At 34.7% G+C, this 16704-nt stretch carries 13 protein-coding genes; 8 read left to right on the top strand and 5 right to left on the bottom strand.

The genetic code is table 11. From position 1 onward, the window contains the following. Window positions 1-134 precede the first annotated feature (134 nt). Window positions 135-1304, bottom strand: a complete 1170-nt coding sequence (locus HNQ35_RS11035) for an NAD(P)/FAD-dependent oxidoreductase (protein WP_146938281.1) — start codon at window positions 1302-1304, stop codon at window positions 135-137. A 176-nt stretch (window positions 1305-1480) separates the two neighbouring features. On the opposite strand from HNQ35_RS11035, the gene HNQ35_RS11030 reads away from it, so the two are divergent. Beyond that, complete coding sequence (locus HNQ35_RS11030) at window positions 1481-2686, top strand: sugar diacid recognition domain-containing protein (protein ID WP_146938282.1); 1206 nt, start codon at window positions 1481-1483, stop codon at window positions 2684-2686. Window positions 2687-2725: 39 nt separating this feature from the next. Here the strand turns inward: HNQ35_RS11030 and HNQ35_RS11025 are convergent, their stop codons facing one another. Next, window positions 2726-4183 carry a DHA2 family efflux MFS transporter permease subunit gene (locus HNQ35_RS11025; protein ID WP_146938283.1) on the bottom strand — a complete coding sequence of 486 codons (1458 nt, stop codon included), beginning with the start codon at window positions 4181-4183 and terminating at the stop codon, window positions 2726-2728. Between the two features lie 117 nt (window positions 4184-4300). Between HNQ35_RS11025 and HNQ35_RS11020 the strand changes: the two genes are divergently transcribed. Then, window positions 4301-5074, top strand: coding sequence for a TatD family hydrolase (locus tag HNQ35_RS11020; RefSeq protein ID WP_146938284.1), 774 nt, complete (start codon window positions 4301-4303; stop codon window positions 5072-5074). A gap of 81 nt (window positions 5075-5155) precedes the next feature. Further along, the gene (locus tag HNQ35_RS11015; protein ID WP_146938285.1) at window positions 5156-5698 is read left to right on the top strand and encodes a hydrolase; all 543 of its coding nucleotides are present in this window, start codon (window positions 5156-5158) and stop codon (window positions 5696-5698) included. A gap of 326 nt (window positions 5699-6024) precedes the next feature. On the opposite strand, the gene HNQ35_RS11010 is transcribed toward HNQ35_RS11015, so the two are convergent. Together HNQ35_RS11010 and HNQ35_RS11005 are read right to left on the bottom strand one after the other, a co-directional pair. Further along, on the bottom strand, window positions 6025-7284 hold the full coding sequence (locus HNQ35_RS11010; protein ID WP_170226704.1) for a DUF5068 domain-containing protein: 1260 nt from the start codon (window positions 7282-7284) through the stop codon (window positions 6025-6027). Between the two features lie 158 nt (window positions 7285-7442). Continuing rightward, complete coding sequence (locus tag HNQ35_RS11005; protein ID WP_146938287.1) at window positions 7443-7997, bottom strand: sigma-70 family RNA polymerase sigma factor; 555 nt, start codon at window positions 7995-7997, stop codon at window positions 7443-7445. Between the two features lie 310 nt (window positions 7998-8307). Here HNQ35_RS11005 and HNQ35_RS11000 point away from each other — a divergent pair, with 310 nt between their 5' ends. The 5 genes from HNQ35_RS11000 (at window position 8308) to HNQ35_RS10980 (ending at window position 14549) form a co-directional block, all read left to right on the top strand. Continuing rightward, window positions 8308-9525: a dicarboxylate/amino acid:cation symporter gene (locus tag HNQ35_RS11000; protein WP_146938288.1), complete on the top strand. Its 1218-nt coding sequence runs from the start codon at window positions 8308-8310 to the stop codon at window positions 9523-9525. Window positions 9526-9638: 113 nt separating this feature from the next. Continuing rightward, window positions 9639-10331, top strand: a complete 693-nt coding sequence (locus HNQ35_RS10995) for a response regulator transcription factor (protein ID WP_146938289.1) — start codon at window positions 9639-9641, stop codon at window positions 10329-10331. Window positions 10332-10356: 25 nt separating this feature from the next. After that, window positions 10357-11334 (top strand): sensor histidine kinase, encoded by a 978-nt coding sequence (locus tag HNQ35_RS10990; RefSeq protein ID WP_146938290.1) that lies wholly within the window; start codon window positions 10357-10359, stop codon window positions 11332-11334. A gap of 592 nt (window positions 11335-11926) precedes the next feature. After that, window positions 11927-12694, top strand: a complete 768-nt coding sequence (locus HNQ35_RS10985; protein WP_146938291.1) for an ABC transporter ATP-binding protein — start codon at window positions 11927-11929, stop codon at window positions 12692-12694. Then, window positions 12666-14549, top strand: coding sequence for an ABC transporter permease (locus HNQ35_RS10980; RefSeq protein WP_146938292.1), 1884 nt, complete (start codon window positions 12666-12668; stop codon window positions 14547-14549). The genes HNQ35_RS10985 and HNQ35_RS10980 overlap by 29 nt, the downstream gene beginning before the upstream one ends. A 77-nt stretch (window positions 14550-14626) precedes the next feature. Here the strand turns inward: HNQ35_RS10980 and brnQ are convergent, their stop codons facing one another. Next, the gene (brnQ, locus tag HNQ35_RS10975; RefSeq protein ID WP_146938293.1) at window positions 14627-15967 is read right to left on the bottom strand and encodes a branched-chain amino acid transport system II carrier protein; all 1341 of its coding nucleotides are present in this window, start codon (window positions 15965-15967) and stop codon (window positions 14627-14629) included. Between the last annotated feature and the right edge of the window lie 737 nt (window positions 15968-16704).

Below are 16704 nucleotides of genomic sequence, written 5' to 3'. Positions count from 1 at the left end.
GAGCGTACAAGATAAAGTGCTTTACCCGATGCAAACGCCTCTAAAATTTGAAATCCATAATGGGTAGAGCACCTTACCTGATACGTATTTATAATGAGTGTTCACCTAAAATGTGTACGAGGTGAAATGCTCAACTAAACGACAGCACCTTCAATGACGAGATCCTTTTCATTAAATCGCTCAAAACGAAGCGGAGTCAAATCAATCGTTTCATACTTACCTGTTCTAATGAGTTCGGACATACCTTTTCCTATGGCAGGCCCTTGTTGCATGCCGTGTCCACTAAATCCACAAGCTAAATAGTATCCATTAAGTTCTGGGTGTTCACCAATAATCGCATTTTGATCGACTGTATTATAGCTATACATGCCAGCCCAACCGCTTTTAATTTTTGCTTGTTCAAAATTAGGCACACGATCTGCTAGTACTGGCCATAATTGTTCAGTGAAGAAAGAGCGCTTCCATGTGAAATCAATCCCCGGCTTTACTTCCTCAGAGAAACCTGAAATAATTGTTTCTCCTTCATGTCGGAAATAAACGCCAGTAGGGTCTACAGTTAGCGGCAACTTGCGAGCCAACGGTTTAGCAATATCGAATTGAATAATTTGTCTTTTTAACGGGACTACTGGAATGGGTAAATTAATTTTTTCACTTAAACCTGCTGCCCAAGGTCCAGCACAATTTATGACAAGAGGCGCATGATAGATATCACCTGAATACGTTCGAATCCCTTGAACACCGTTCCTGTCAGTTAAAATAGTGTCCACTTCGTCGAAAACGTATTGTGCACCTAGTTGTTTTGCTTTTTTTGCATATCCTTGCATGACAGAATATGGATCGAGATAACCGTCTTCCTTTGAAAATAATCCACCAGCTAAATCATCAATTGTTAATTCAGGAATAATGGATAGCAAACTACTTTTATCTAACAATTCGGACATTACGCCGTGTGAATGTTGTAACACCATTTGTTGCTCAAGATGTTTCATTTCTGTATCGTTTTTAGCTAAAAATAGATAACCTGCTTGTTCGAAATCAATTTCTGCACGTTCTCCATCAATAGCCATTTTTTCAGGAAAAGACCGATATGTTTCAATACCGAATTTCCCCATTAATATATTGACGCTTGTTGTGAAGAGTTGTCTAATTCCACCTGCACTTCGTGGGGTAGAAGAATACTCATATATACGATCTTTTTCAAATACAATGATTTCTCCTTCATAGCCATCATTGAGAAGATTGTATGCAATACTAGAACCGATTACACCACCACCAACAATGATAATGTCTATATGTTTTGTCATTAAATCACCTCATCATTTGATTATTTCTAATAATGTATATATATATCACGAAAAGATTGAAGTCTATGGTTAATTTGAACAAAATAAGGCTTATTAATATCAACTTTTTAAAATTATCTAAAAATATGTTATGATAAAAGTGTTAGTTAACGTTATGGTGATAAGGAGGTAAAGAATTGAATCGTTTCGTACAAGATGCACAAAAACTAATGAAAGCGGTTACAAATATTTTACCTTTTCCTATTAGTTTGACAGATATTGATGGTGAAATAATTGCCGACTCGGCTTACAATCGAGTTGGTTCTATTCATGCACCATCAAAAGAAGTGCTCCGTAAGAACGACTTTGTCATTTTTGAAGAAAAAGATATTGCGAATGAAGCTAATGTGTTACCTGGTGTAGCCGTACCACTTAAATTTGACAATGAAACAATGGGGGTATTAGGAATTATCGGTCCACCGAATGAAGTTATGCCGCATGCCAAGCTCATTAAGCAATATGTTGAATTAATGTGGCAAGAAATGTTTTTAAAACAAATGGCAGATTTAGAAGAAAAAACACTGGAATCCTTTTTACAATATATTTTATTAAATCAATCCGTTGATCCACTTAGAGTGAATCAATATTGTAACAGACTAAATATGAACCAACGACAAAAGTATTTTTGTGTCGTTATAGACTTAAATGGTTCACTCATGTCGAAGGTAAGTCAAGAACATAACTCTTACTCATTAACCCATTTAAAAGAGACGTTGTTAATGCATGCTCGTGAAACGTTTATACAAGAAACAGATGATCGTTGTGCCTATTTAAATACGGAAAAAATGATTGTAATAAAATCTGTTCATTCAAGGATAGAAGATGAAGATGCCATGTCACAGTATAGACATATGGCTCAAGCATTTTTAAATGTATGTCATGATTTAAAAATATCTTGGCCACTCATTTCTGCAGGAACGATATGTGGCTCGCTTATACAATTAAATGCATCATATCAGAAAGCTGAAGAAATGCTTTCATTTGCGAAAAAACAAAGATTAAATTTACAAATATTAGATTATTACTCTTGGCCTATTTTATTAAAGATGTTACCTGGTCAAATTAACTCTACATATATAATGATTTTGAAAAAGCGGCTAGATAAGTTATTTAAATATGATTCATTTCAAGAGTTAAAACGCGATTTTATGATGTATTGTGATCAAAATATGAATTTAACAAAAGCAGCAAAAAAACTATACATCCATCGCAATACACTTATTTATCGCTTAAATAAAATTGAACAATTAACAGAACTTGATACGAGAAATTTCCAACATTGTTTACTTCTCTATGCCGCTTTGAAAAAATTTAATCATCTTCCTGAAAAAGTAAATAAATAAAAAAAGGGCTTCATTCGCTATGAAACCCTTCATGTTAAGTTAAAGAGTAATATCTTTCGCTGGTTCTGTCACCCGTTTAATAAAGAAAGTAATAATAAGCGCTACGATGACAATTAATGTCGATACAAAAAATGAAAAGTTAATTCCATGTAATAATGCTTGATTTAATAGATCACTTTGTGATATTTCGGCTGTTGCACCACGCATTAATTCTTTAGCTTTAGATTCTGTTTGACTGTTCATAATTGTAATTAGAAGAGCTGAACCAATAGCACCAGATACTTGTTGTAATGTATTGTTTAACGCTGTCCCGTGTGGGTACGCTTTTTCAGGAAGTTGGTTCAAACCGTTTGTCATAATGGGCATCATGACCATCGACATACCGAAACTGCGAATAGAGAAAAGGATAACAAGTGATCTGTAAGATACTTCCATATCCAGTCGACTAAAAAGATATGTTGTAATGACAGTAATCGTTAAACCTACAATAGCCAATATTTTCGGTCCATATTTATCAAATAAACGTCCTGTAATTGGTGACATGATCCCCATGATGACTGCTCCAGGTAACATAAGCAATCCTGCATCTAGTGGAGAAAAACCACGGATGTTCTGGATATAAATTGGCATAAGAATCATAATTGAAAAGAGTGCGATGGATAGAATAATCGATATGGCTGAAGCGAGTGCAAACATAGGATATTTAAAAACTCTAAACTCCAACATCGGTTCGTCCATGCGTAACTGCCTAATAATCATAACGATTAGACTAATCGTTCCAATAATAATCGTACTGTAAACAGAAAAACTTTCCCAACCTTTATCTCCAGCCATACTAAAACCGTATAACAACCCACCAAAACCGATACTAGATAAAATAATCGATAAAACATCTAATTTAATTGGGCGATTAGGTGTTAAATTTTTCAGTTTAAATATGGCATAGACAAGAATAAATAAAGCAAAAGGAATGACGATATAGAATAAAGCACGCCAGCTGTAATGCTCAACGATAAATCCTGATAGCGGTGGTCCAACAGCAGGGGCAACAAAAAACACGAGTCCAAATACCCCCATCACTGTGCCACGTTTTTCGATAGGGAATGAAACAAGCATAATATTCATTAATAATGGCATCATGACAGCTGAACCAGCAGCTTGAAGCATACGTGCTAGAAGCAGTATATTAAATGTAGGTGAAAAACTAGCAATAATCGTTCCAACTGTGAATAAACTCATCGCCGTAATAAAAAGCGCACGGTTTGTAAAACGTTGAATTAAAAAAGCACTCGCTGGAATTAATATTCCATTGACGAGCATATATCCTGTCGTTAACCATTGGACAGCGGTCGGCTTCACTTTAAACTCATTCATTATAGATGGTAATGCAACGTTTAATAGCGTTTCGTTTAATATAGCGATAAAGGCACCAATAAACATAATAATAATGATGCCATAAGGCGTATTCTGTGAAGCATGTTCTTTTTCGATATTCATCTTGCATCCTGCTTTCAATAAAAAATCAATCTTGTGAAACCATATCATACCACAAATTAAAACTTGAATCTATAAATAAGTTACGTATTTCGAAGGAATTTCATGGGGGTCAATATGATGAAATTAGTGATAGATTCACATATACATTTTGATCTTTACGATCACAAGCAGCAACAACAAATTATTCGCGAATTAAAGACGTACGATATTGAGAAACTCATTGCAGTATCGATGAATGAAGTATCAGCACAAAAAACATTATTATTATCTAAAGAATATTCAGATATAGAGCCAGCAATCGGTTACCATCCAGAACAATCGTTACCGAAAGAGGAAGAATTATTGCGTTTAATCGCATTAATAGATGAAAACTATTTATCAATAACAGCAATTGGAGAAGTCGGTTTACCTTACTATTTACGTCAGGAACATCCTGATATACCGCTTGAACCATATATTGAAATATTACAATTATTTATTGAAAAAGCTGAACAATATCAATTACCAATTGCGCTACACGCTATATATGATGACGCATCTATTGTATGTACATTATTAGAAAAATATTCTATTAAAAAGGCGCATTTTCATTGGTATAAAGGAAAAACGACCATAACGGAGAGATTGATACAAAATGGTTATATGATATCATTTACACCCGATACGATTTATCGTGATTCGCGTCTTTCATTAATGAGCCAGGTCCCATTAACGCAAATAATGGTTGAAACAGATGGACCGTGGCCTTTTGATGGACCATTTAAAAACGAAATGACACATCCTAAAATGTTACATCATGTCATTAGAAAAATTGCTGAAGTTAAACGTAGACCGTTGGATGAAGTCTATGATATCCTGTACGATAATACGAAACGCTTTTATTTAGAATAGGAGTCTCGTTGTGGAAAGAAATCAGTATGGTAGTGAATAAGATATATAAATAGGTACATAGAAAGGAGAAGGTGTATTTAATTGTTAAAAAGTGAAGAAGTGGTGTTTGTGTTAGTCGATGTTCAAGGAAAATTAGCGCAGATGGTATATAACCATGAAATGATGTTACAACGTTTAACACAACTTATCAAAGGATTAAAGATTCTCGATATACCAATGCTTTGGCTAGAGCAATATCCAAAAGGACTTGGACCAACAACAGAAAGAATAGCACTACTTATGCCTGAAGCAATACAACCAATTGAAAAAATAACCTTTAATGCTTGCTTAAATGATCAATTCATAAGAGCGATAGAAGCAACTGAACGAAAGCAAGTCGTTCTTGCGGGAATTGAAGCACATATATGTCTATACCAAACAGCGATGGGATTAAAAGAACTAAGCTATGATGTTCATGTCGTTGAAGATGCTGTTTCGTCACGAACTGAGCAAAATAAGCGAATTGGCTTAGAGAAACTGAAAGCCCGAGGGGTTTTATGTACAAGTGTAGAAATGCTTCTCTATGAACTGATGGTAACTGCTGATAGACCAGAATTTAAAGATGTTTTAGAGATTATTAAATGATTAGGAAGTAGGCTAGCCAATAAGCCTCCGTTGCCTTTATTCTTTTTCTTATTATCTCGTTTGCAAGCTCTTTCGGGGAAGGACATTAGGAGACTATCAACATACGTCTACTCACATGTTATGAAAAGGCATTAAGCCCCTATGTTGATGGCTTCAACGTCTACTCTCAGTCTCAATAAAGTTTCAAAGACATCACTTTGAAGCCCACCATCTCATCCTCACCGAGAAAAAGTACGAGAACGTATTGAGCCTATAGCCGTAGACATTATTCTATAAAAAAATAGCACAGACTTAGATAAGACTGTGCTATTTTTTATTGGTATTACTTACTTAGGAGCAGGTAGTTCGAAATGCAATGTTTTCTCTTTAAATTCATAACCATCCTTCCCTAAAAAAGGCCCAACTTCAAGCTCATATTTATCGTATAATTCAAAGTATTTTTTATCAAAAATAAATACTATTTGTCTATATCCTTCTTCACCTGGATTTAATTCTCTCGGGTGATAGTTTTCTACCATTCCTTGTGATAGAAAAGTCATTTCATTATCGTTGACAACTAACTTCGCACTACCTCCGTCACCATAAACCATAACATCAGATTCGTTATTCATTGAAACTTGAATCGTTAGTGCAACTAAATCATTATCACCAAAGTTTCTAAAACGCTCTTTGCTAGATTCGTTAGGTGTAATTTCTGTATATTGTACACCTTCAACTGTAAATTTAAAGTTATCTAGCTCTTGGGTTTCATTTATATCTGTTTTTTCATAAATGAGTTCCTTTTCTGCAATACTGTCTGTTGTTAATTTATCTTCATAGAACTTTGTTGCTGTTGCAAGTTTCTTTACCTGTTCTTCATTAACAGCAAAATCAAAAAAGCCTTCTTCATTATAGGATCCTTTAAATTCTTTATTATCAGCTACACCAGATTCAACGATAAACTTAGGTTCAAGTGAACTTACTTTTTCAAACTCTTCATTGTTTAGTAAAAACACATGATAGAAGTTATGCTCTGATCCTGCTTCGAATGGCCCGCCATTCAATTGAAGCTTTTTATCTTCTGGAATATAATAAATGACCCTTGAAGAAATATAATCATATCGATCATCCGTTTGGATACGAAAACTAGGTGTATAGTATAATGCTTGTTTAGATGTATTTTTAGCAGTGATATCAGCTGTGATAACATAACCTTCTAAATCAGGAAACTGTTGCTCTGAGCTTTGATTCATATCTGTCACGCGAACGATTTGATATTGATTGATTTTAACATCTAGACCGTTCATTTTATGCTCAATTTCAGGATTGTCATTTGTATAGATGACTTCTACATCGCCACCCGTTTCTTCTGCAATAGCTGGATTCATAATATTTCCTGTAGCTAAATCTTTGTCATCATCTGAAGTCCCGTCATCATCTTCTTCATTGTTTTCTATCTCATCTTCTTCTTTTTTATCCTCGTCATCTTTAACTTCTTCCTTAGTTGTATCTTTAGGTTCATCCTTACTCACATCTTCCTTTCCACATGCGACAAGCATGAGTAAAGTGAATATTATGATGCTCATCATGGCTAATGCTTTTTTCAAAAATATTACCTCCCTGATTTTTAAATTAAACATGAACATTGTATCACGAGAGAATATTTTGTAAATAGGTCTTTGTGCATGGGTCAATAGACATGAAAAAAAGCGTGAACATCATGTCACGCTTAAGAGAAGTGAAATTCAAGAGATGTGGGAAACGCCTATTTGAAGGGGAGTTTTACACGAAGTTTTTTTCGGGCTTGCTTTCCCCAACTTTTCACTGCTTCCTCTGAGGTGTTTTCACGTTTAGCAATTTCCTTTACAGGCATATCTAAAATGATAAAGTAATACACCCATTTCCATTGCTTTTCAGTTAGGTTTTCTTTAATGCTTTTCCAAAATTTCACATCTGTAATAGCTGGCTCTTCCCGTTCTAATAATGGATAAGCAAGATCAGTACGGCGTACACGATTTCCAGTGTCCCATTCCAATTTACTTTCTGCGACAACTTCTAGGTCATTATGCAAGGTACGTGTATCTTTTCTAATTTTGTCAATGAGACGTTTTTCGATAATATAATTAAAGTATGTTGACATGGGTCCCTTATTCGTCTCATATTTTTCGTAAGCATTCCATAGTGCAAATAGCCCTTCCTGGAAAAAGTCATTGTGTGGATCGCGGATATTCATGCGATGAATATGATAATGTATGCGACGTTTGTTCTGTTCATAAACTTTTTCAAAAGTAAACGACGATTTTTCTTCTTTCTTGTCCAACTCTCATCCTCCTTTCTAAAAAATTTACTTTACAGCTTCTGTCTTGTTCTTATATTTATTATCGATATAAGTATAAAAAAAGTGGCATCAATAAATAAAAATGTTACACCTATTATATACGAACTAATGTTCCTGTTTCAAGTTGTTTTTAGATGGAATAAAAACTTCCTTTTATTATGGAAATTCCTTTGTTTTTATGTTAAAATAGTTATTTTATCTCGTAATGATAGTTGATTAATCCTATTCCTTAACTTACAATATTGTTATATAACAGAAAGAGGCATATTTATACATATAGGGGGAAATATTGATGAGGAAGAACTTAATATGGCAAATATTAATTGCTTTTGTTTTAGCGATCATATCAGGGGTCATCTTTGGTGATAAAATTGCTGTTGTCGCTCCGTTAGGTGACCTATTTTTAAGATTAATTAAATTTATTATTGTACCTTTAATTCTTTCAACCATTATAGTTGGTATTACTAGTACAGAAGACGTACAGAAATTGGGTCGCCTAGGTGGAAAAACAGTTGCTTATTATTTATTAACGAGCTTGATAGCGATTTCATTAGGCTTATTTATGGGAAGTATCTTTAAACCAGGGCTAGAGACGGATATTAAATTATCTGGTGAAAAAGTAGAAGTACAAGAATCAGAAGGTGTAATCGATACGATTTTAAATATTGTACCAACGAATCCAATTGAATCACTCGTTACAGGGGATATTTTACAAATTATTTTCTTTGCTATTTTTATAGGAATTGGAATTACACTTGTTGGTAAAAAAGCCGACCCAGTTAAACATTTTTTTGAAGGTTTTGCAGAAATCATGTATAAAATCACGGGAATCGTTATGGCTGTTGCCCCAATCGGAATATATGGTCTTCTGGCACCGGTCATTGGTGAATACGGTGCTCACGTCTTATTACCATTATTTAAGCTTATCATTGCCATGCTTATAACATGTTTGATCCATATCGGAGTCATTTATTCTGTTGCGGTCAAAACATGGGGTAATATGAGTCCAATTACTTTTATAAAAGGGATGTTACCAGCTGCTATGGTTGCGTTTAGTACAAGCAGTAGTTCTGGAACGCTTCCAGTAACGATGAAATGTGTAGAAGATGATCTTAAAGTATCCAAAGATGTGAGTAGTTTTGTCTTACCTTTAGGTGCGACAATTAATATGGACGGTACAGCCATTTATCAAGGGTTAACGGTTATGTTTATTGCACAATATTACGGTGTTGATTTAACGCTATCTCAACTCGGTATTGTCGCACTTATTGCTACGTTTGCTTCAATCGGAACAGCAGGTGTTCCAGGAGCTGGTATGATTATGTTAACAATGGTACTTACAGCTGTCAATCTACCATTAGAAGGGATTGCTCTTGTTGCAGGAATCGACAGGATTCTTGATATGATGCGGACGACTGTTAACATAGTCGGAGATGCTTCAGCAAGTGTTGTCGTAGACGCTTCTGAGAAAAGACGTGCTTATAAGGAAGAACGTGTGTTGGCAGGATAAAATTAGTAATATTATTAAAAAGAGCTGTTTTGAAGCAGCTCTTTTTTAATTTCTCGTTTTAAGAGATACCTATGCTATAATAAACGTACAAAAATGTGAAAAGAGGCTGGAAGATGAATCGCATTATGATTATTGAAGATGATCCGAAAATTGCTGGATATCTTCATTCATATATTGAAAAATATGGTTATGAAGTCTTTGTTGTAGAAGACTTTAACAATATAATGGCGTCCTTTCGTTCGTTTAATCCGAATTTGGTTTTATTAGATATTAATTTACCTCGATATGATGGTTATTACTGGTGCCGCCAAATTCGTAAAGAGTCTGTCTGTCCAGTTATTTTTATCTCTGCACGAACGGGAGAAATGGATCAAATCATGGCATTGGAAAATGGTGGTGATGACTTTATTGCCAAGCCGTTTCATCCAGATATCGTTATGGCGAAAATACGCAGTCAAATCCGTCGTGCTTATGGTGAGTATGCTAGTAAGCAAGATGAGCGTATCATTGTAAAAGAAGGATTAAAACTTTATCCCGAGCGACTCGAGTTAAAATTTCAAGAAAAAGTCGTCCACTTAGCGAAAAAAGAAGCTGATATTATTGAGTATTTAATCATCCGTCATCCACGTATTGCCGGTCGAGAAGACTTATTAGAAAAGTTATGGGATGACCAGATGTATGTGGATGAAAACACATTAAATGTGAATATAACGCGAGTTCGTAAAAAATTTGCTGAAATTGGTATTAAAGATGCAGTTGAAACAATTCGTGGAGCTGGTTATCGATTACGCGTGACATGGACATAAACTCGCAATTAGGTGAGGTGATGGTATGAGACTGTTTGTAAGGGAACATATTTCATTAATAATCACTCAATGTGTTCAATTTATCTTTATCATAGGTATTATTTGGCTCGCTGGATTTAGAGAATGGCAGATTCTTATTTATGCTTTCGGAATCGGTGTATTCCTTTTATTTGGTTATTTAATTTATTATTATGTGACACGGCGTCAGTTATATCATCGGCTTGAAGGGTCATTCTTATCACTTGATGAATCACTTACACCGACTGATACAGCACCTCTTTCTAAATCGTTTGATCAGCTCATTCAGTCTCAATATAAATGTTATATTGAAAAGGTGAATAACATTGAAAATACGAAAAATCAACATCTCGAATTTATTGATCGTTGGGTACACCAGATGAAAACCCCGCTTTCAGTCATTGAACTTACAGCACAAGACCTTGATGAACCGGATTCGTCTAATATACGTGAGGAAACAGATCGAATTAAGACAGGGTTAAATATGGTACTTTATACGGCACGTCTCCGCACGATTCAGGATGATTTTCACATAGGACAAGTTGATTTAGAAAAATTGATTCATGAGGTGAATCAGGAGCATCGTCGTTTTTATATCCGTCATCATGTATTCCCTAAGTTTAAAAAGATAGAGAAGATAGCCTTTGTCGAAACAGACGAAAAGTGGCTTAGATTTATTATCGGACAACTTATACAGAACGCTGTTAAATATTCGACAGGAAAAAGTCATGAAATTATTATTTCTTTGTACAAAACAGGAAACGAAGATGTTGCTCTAGAAGTAAAAGATTTTGGTATAGGCATTCCAATAATTGATCAAAAACGTATTTTTAAACCATTTTTCACCGGAGAAAATGGACGGAAATATCGTGAATCAACAGGGATGGGGCTTTATTTAGTAAAAGAAGTTGTTGAATATCTAGGGCATCATATCGAAGTAGAGAGTAAAGTGGGAGAAGGAACGACGTTTAGAATTATTATTTAGTGAAAGCGTACTATTTCTGAATAATGGAGTATCAAAGCACATTTTACTTATATAAGTATATATGAAATGATATTTAGGGGATGGATTATTATCAGTTATTTACTTTTGTTAGTCGTACTTTTAGCTCCAAGGATTTCACTTTTATTAATTATAATTGCATACTTCTTATCTTTCTTAGGATCAGGCGAAGCAAGAAATGGAGCGGATTCTAAAAACTCCCTGATCTTGTTTATACCTTACTATTATCTTTTTAAATGCGGAAAAAATAATACTTTTTATAAAGTATCTATAATATTTATGATTATAGCAATCGCTTTATTGGTGTTGTTTTATCTATTTATTAATCTTATGAAATAATTTTCCTTCGAATCTTATCCATTAATGAACCATCACCTTTAAGGACACATAAATCATATGTATTAAAAACCTGTTTATTCATTTTTCTTTCTTAATAAAGATAAATATCGCATATATGTTGTTAAGATGTATCTTACATAAATGTAATCATAGTGAAAGAATAATCGATCGTATCATAATAAAATCCGCGATACACTAATCTTAGAAGAAAAATAAAGTAAAGGAGTACACGAACATGTTACAAGTAAAAAAGATTAATAAAGTGTATCAAGGAAAAGTTCCTTATCGTGCTTTAACTGATATTGACTTAGATGTTGAAAAAGGTGAGTTCGTTTCAATTATGGGACCATCTGGAAGTGGAAAGACGACATTACTTAATTTAATTGCAACGATAGACGAGCCAACATCTGGAGACATATTCATTGATGGAGAAAATCCACACCTATTGAGCCGAAATAAATTAGCAAAATTTCGCCGTCAACAGTTAGGATTCGTTTTTCAAGATTTTAACTTGCTAAACACACTAACAGTCGAGGAAAACATTGTTTTACCACTTACACTGGATGGAAAACGTGTAAAAGATATGAAAGAAAAAGCTGATATGATTGCTAAGAAGCTAGGTATTTCACATATTATGGAGAAACGCACATATGAAATTTCGGGTGGGCAAGCACAGCGCGTCGCTATAGCACGGGCGACGATCCATCACCCAAAGCTTTTATTAGCAGACGAGCCGACTGGAAACTTAGATTCAAAATCATCTCGTGATGTGATGGACATGCTTACGCATATTAATAAACAAGAACATACGACGATGTTACTTGTAACACATGATGCCCAAGCGGCAAGTTACAGTGATCGGGTTATTTTTATTCGTGATGGCCGACTTTATTCAGAAATTCATCGCGGAGACAGTCAAAAGGCCTTCTTCCAAAAAATCATTGACACACTCTCGTTATTAGGAGGGAATGACAATGACTTTTCGTCAGTTCGCCCTTCATAATGTGTTTCGTAATAGCCGACTATATGTTGCATATTTTTTAAGTAGTATGTTTGCCGTGATGGTTTTTTTTACCTTCGCTAATTTTGCTTTTCATCCTGCTTTTCAAGAAGGGGATATGCCTTCAAGTGCGATGAAAGGGATGTTAGTCGCAGGTGGCATCATCTATGTTTTTTCATTCTTTTTCGTCTTATATTCGATGAGTGCTTTTTTACAATCGCGAAAAAGAGAATTCGGATTATTGATGCTTTTAGGTATGTCATCACGTCAAGTGAAGCGAATGACTTTTATTGAAAATATGATCATTGGAATTTTTGCCACGACATTTGGAATCGGATTTGGCCTTATATTTTCAAAAGTCATTTTGTTAATAGCGGAAAATGTTCTCGTCATCGATGAAACATTAAATTTTTATTTTCCTACAAAAGCAATCTTGTTAAGTTTAGTTTCATTTATCATTCTGTTTTTAGTTATTTCATTTTTTGTCACCTTTGTGTTACGGACGAAAAAACTCGTACAATTAATCAAATCAGATAAACAATCGAAAGGAGAACCTAAAGCATCGATCTTCTTGGCGATTTTAGCAGCTATTTTGTTAAGTGTCGGTTATGGCGTTGCTTTATATGTTGAGGGAGTTCAAGTTGTTTTTGCGCTGCTGCCTGTTGTTATTGTCGTGACGATCGGTACGTATTTTTTCTTTACGCAACTAAGTGTTTTCGTCATACGTCGTTTGAAGAAAAATAAACATATATTCTGGAAAAAGACGAATATGCTGTTATTCTCGGATTTATCATTTCGCATGAAAGATAACGCACGGACATTTTTTATGGTGGCGATTATCTCAACTGTTGCTTTTAGTGCAATTGGTACGTTATTTGGTTTTCAGGCATATTTAACGAAAGGAATCATCGAAGCAAATCCATACTCCATCATATATAATTCGATGGAAGATGAAGATGTTAAAGCAAAGGTTAATGATGTTAATAAAATATTAACTGAGGAAAATGTTAAGGCAAATCAAGAAGTGATAGAAAGTAAGTATTATGAAATCGGTGTTGATTATCCAGTTCTAATTGTGACAGCTTCAGAGTATAATCGACTTGCGAAGTTAATCAACGAGGATTCAGTTGATCCGAAAGAAAATCAAGCCATCGTTGTAGAAGACCATCATGCTAATATTAATAACTTTAAAAATGATGAAAAACTGATGGAGACGAAAATACCCTTAAAAGATGGCAAGGAAATTCAAGCCTATTCCACCATTTCTTCTGCTGTCATTAATGAAATGCAAGCATATTATATTATTAATGACAATGACTATAAATATCTTCCAGAACCTGTTAAGCAGTCTACCGTTGCTGCTTGGGTTATATTAGATGCAACCGATGAGAAATTAATAGAAGTCGGTGAGAAAGTTTCAGAAAGCTTTATTGAATATAATAATGCTTTTTCTATTGATTATATGGTATATCAAATCGAAAGAGCTTACGGTCCGATATTATTTATTGGTTTGTTTATCGGGACGGTCTTTTTCGTCTCAGCTGGTAGCTTTTTATACTTCCGTTTATACTCTGATTTAGACAATGATCAGGAGAAATTCAAGGCCATTACGAAATTAGGATTAACAAACGATGAGTTGAAAAAAGTCATTAGTCGTCAAACAGCAATTCTATTTTTTGCACCAATTATTGTCGCACTTATACATGGTGCTGTTGCTTTGACAGCATTGAAGCACTTTTTCGATTATAATATCGTTTATGAATCTGTTATTGTTCTTAGCGTCTTTGCGTTTATTCAAGTTGTATATTTCTTTATTGTACGTCATTTTTATACAAAACAAATTCAAAAAGCACTTTAATGATAGAATAAAAAGAGAGTGGCCTAAGGAAGATTTACTAGGCTGCTCTCTTTTTCTATATAAATATAAAAGGTATTTTATTTTTCTATCGGTAATATACGTTCTTCCGTTTCATTAAACAATGTATAAATATATCCAATGATCGCACCAATTAAACCAGTCACAATCCAACCAGCACCGATTGTAAATAGCGGAATAAAAGAAAACGCTTGATTAATTGTATCAACGAAGAGGCCTGCATCCTTAATTGCATCAAGTAAAGCAACAAATCCAGTTCCAATCATTGTGCCAACATAGACAGCACGGCGTCCTTTAAACCAATTGTTTGTAAAGGATAAGATAATTAGAGCAATTGCCAGTGGATAGAGTAATAATAAAATAGGTGATGCAATATCAAGAATGGTAGCGAGTCCAAAGTTTGTAATGATCAAACTGACAAGTGCTAATATATAAATCCATTGACGATAAGAAATTTTTGGGTAAATCCGGTTGAAATATTCTGCAACTGATGATAAACAAGCAATATTTGTCGTAATCCCAGTTAAGAAAATAACCGTTCCAATCATTAATAGCCCAATATCCCCGAATAAATACCTTGCACTGTTCGCTAGTACTTCACCGCCGTTATTTGCATAACCAATTGCCTCGACACTAGAGGCGCCAATCCAACCTAAGGAAAGCTGTAAAATGGCTAATCCGATAATCGTAATAATCCCTGACTTAATAAATACAACTGATTGTGCTTTCTTTTCAGTTACGCCTGCATTACTGATAGCTTTAATAAAAATTCCACCAAAAATAAAAGCAGCTAAAACGTCCATTGTATAGTAACCCTCGACGAATCCTTTAAAAAATGTATCTTCTATATAAGGTTCACGTGGTTCGCCTGGCGTTCCCATTGGTGTCACGATTGATTTAATAATCAATATTGAAAGCAGTGTTCCGAACACTGGTGTAATGACTTTTCCAAGTCGGTCAACGAACTTTCCTGGATTTAAAGATAATAAAATTGTTAATATGATGAATATGGTAGAGAAGATAAATAGTACCATACTGCCCGAAATATTAGAGCCTAGAACTGGAACGATACTCACTTCATAAACAACAGATGTTGTCCGTGGTATGACATAAATTGGACCCAAAGTTAAAAATAAAGCGATTGAAAAGAAAACACCAAAGCGTGGTCCAACCCTTCCAGCAAGCTGTTCAACGGTACCTCCAGAAATAGCTAGTGAAATAATTGCTAACAGAACAAGTCCCACCCCTGTAATTAAAAATCCTGTCATCGCAATCCATGTATTGGTACCTGCTAACTGGCCTACCATTGGTGCAAAAATCGTATTACCAGCACCTAAAAACATAGCCAATAACATGAAACCGATTGCAAAAAGTTGCCCAATAGATAATTGTTTATTCATCTGCTTCCCCTCTCAATGATCATATGATGTCCTTAACGCTGTATGTCGTAATGTTTATCGGGTTCGACAGATACATAGTTAAAGGAAGTTTTTTACTAAGAACGTCCAATACAAAAAATGCAAGCGTTTTCATTCAGACGATTAATTCAGTTCTTAGTAATAGCTTTATTCTAGCAAAAAAATCTCAAAAAATGAAGGACATTTTTTGAGATTTTTATACCTAATTCAAAATTCTTTGGAATGTCGCTTGGAAGCTCATAGGACTACGCATATGATATTGATTGCGATAATAGCTTTATTGTAAAGGGTGAATAAATAAACTAGATGCGATACTGTGAAAAACCGCCACACCCAATGGGGAGACCGCCGTACTCTGCACACCTTTAGAAAAAACTCACCATCAGTGAAAAGTAGATTGCTGAACTCCGCATGGTTTTAGTTTTTCTTATGAGACCGTGAGGAGTGGAAGACTCTACTCCGCATGGTTTTAGTTTTTCTTATGAGACCGTGAGGAGTGTTTGGCTCTACTCCGCATGGTTTTAGTTATTCTTGATATACCGTGAGGAGTGGAAGACTCTACTCCGCATGGTTTTAGTTATTCTTGATATACCGTGTGGAGTGGAAGACTCTACTCCGCATGGTTTTAGTTATTCTTGATATACCGTGTGGAGTGTTTGGCTCTACTCTGCAACACTTCAGAAAAAAATCGAACAAATTAGGGAGTAAAGCATTCAGCT

It is taken from the genome of Cerasibacillus quisquiliarum (genome assembly GCF_014202495.1).
Lineage (GTDB): Bacteria > Bacillota > Bacilli > Bacillales > Amphibacillaceae > Cerasibacillus > Cerasibacillus quisquiliarum.
This window is presented reverse-complemented; position numbering and strand designations above follow the sequence as displayed.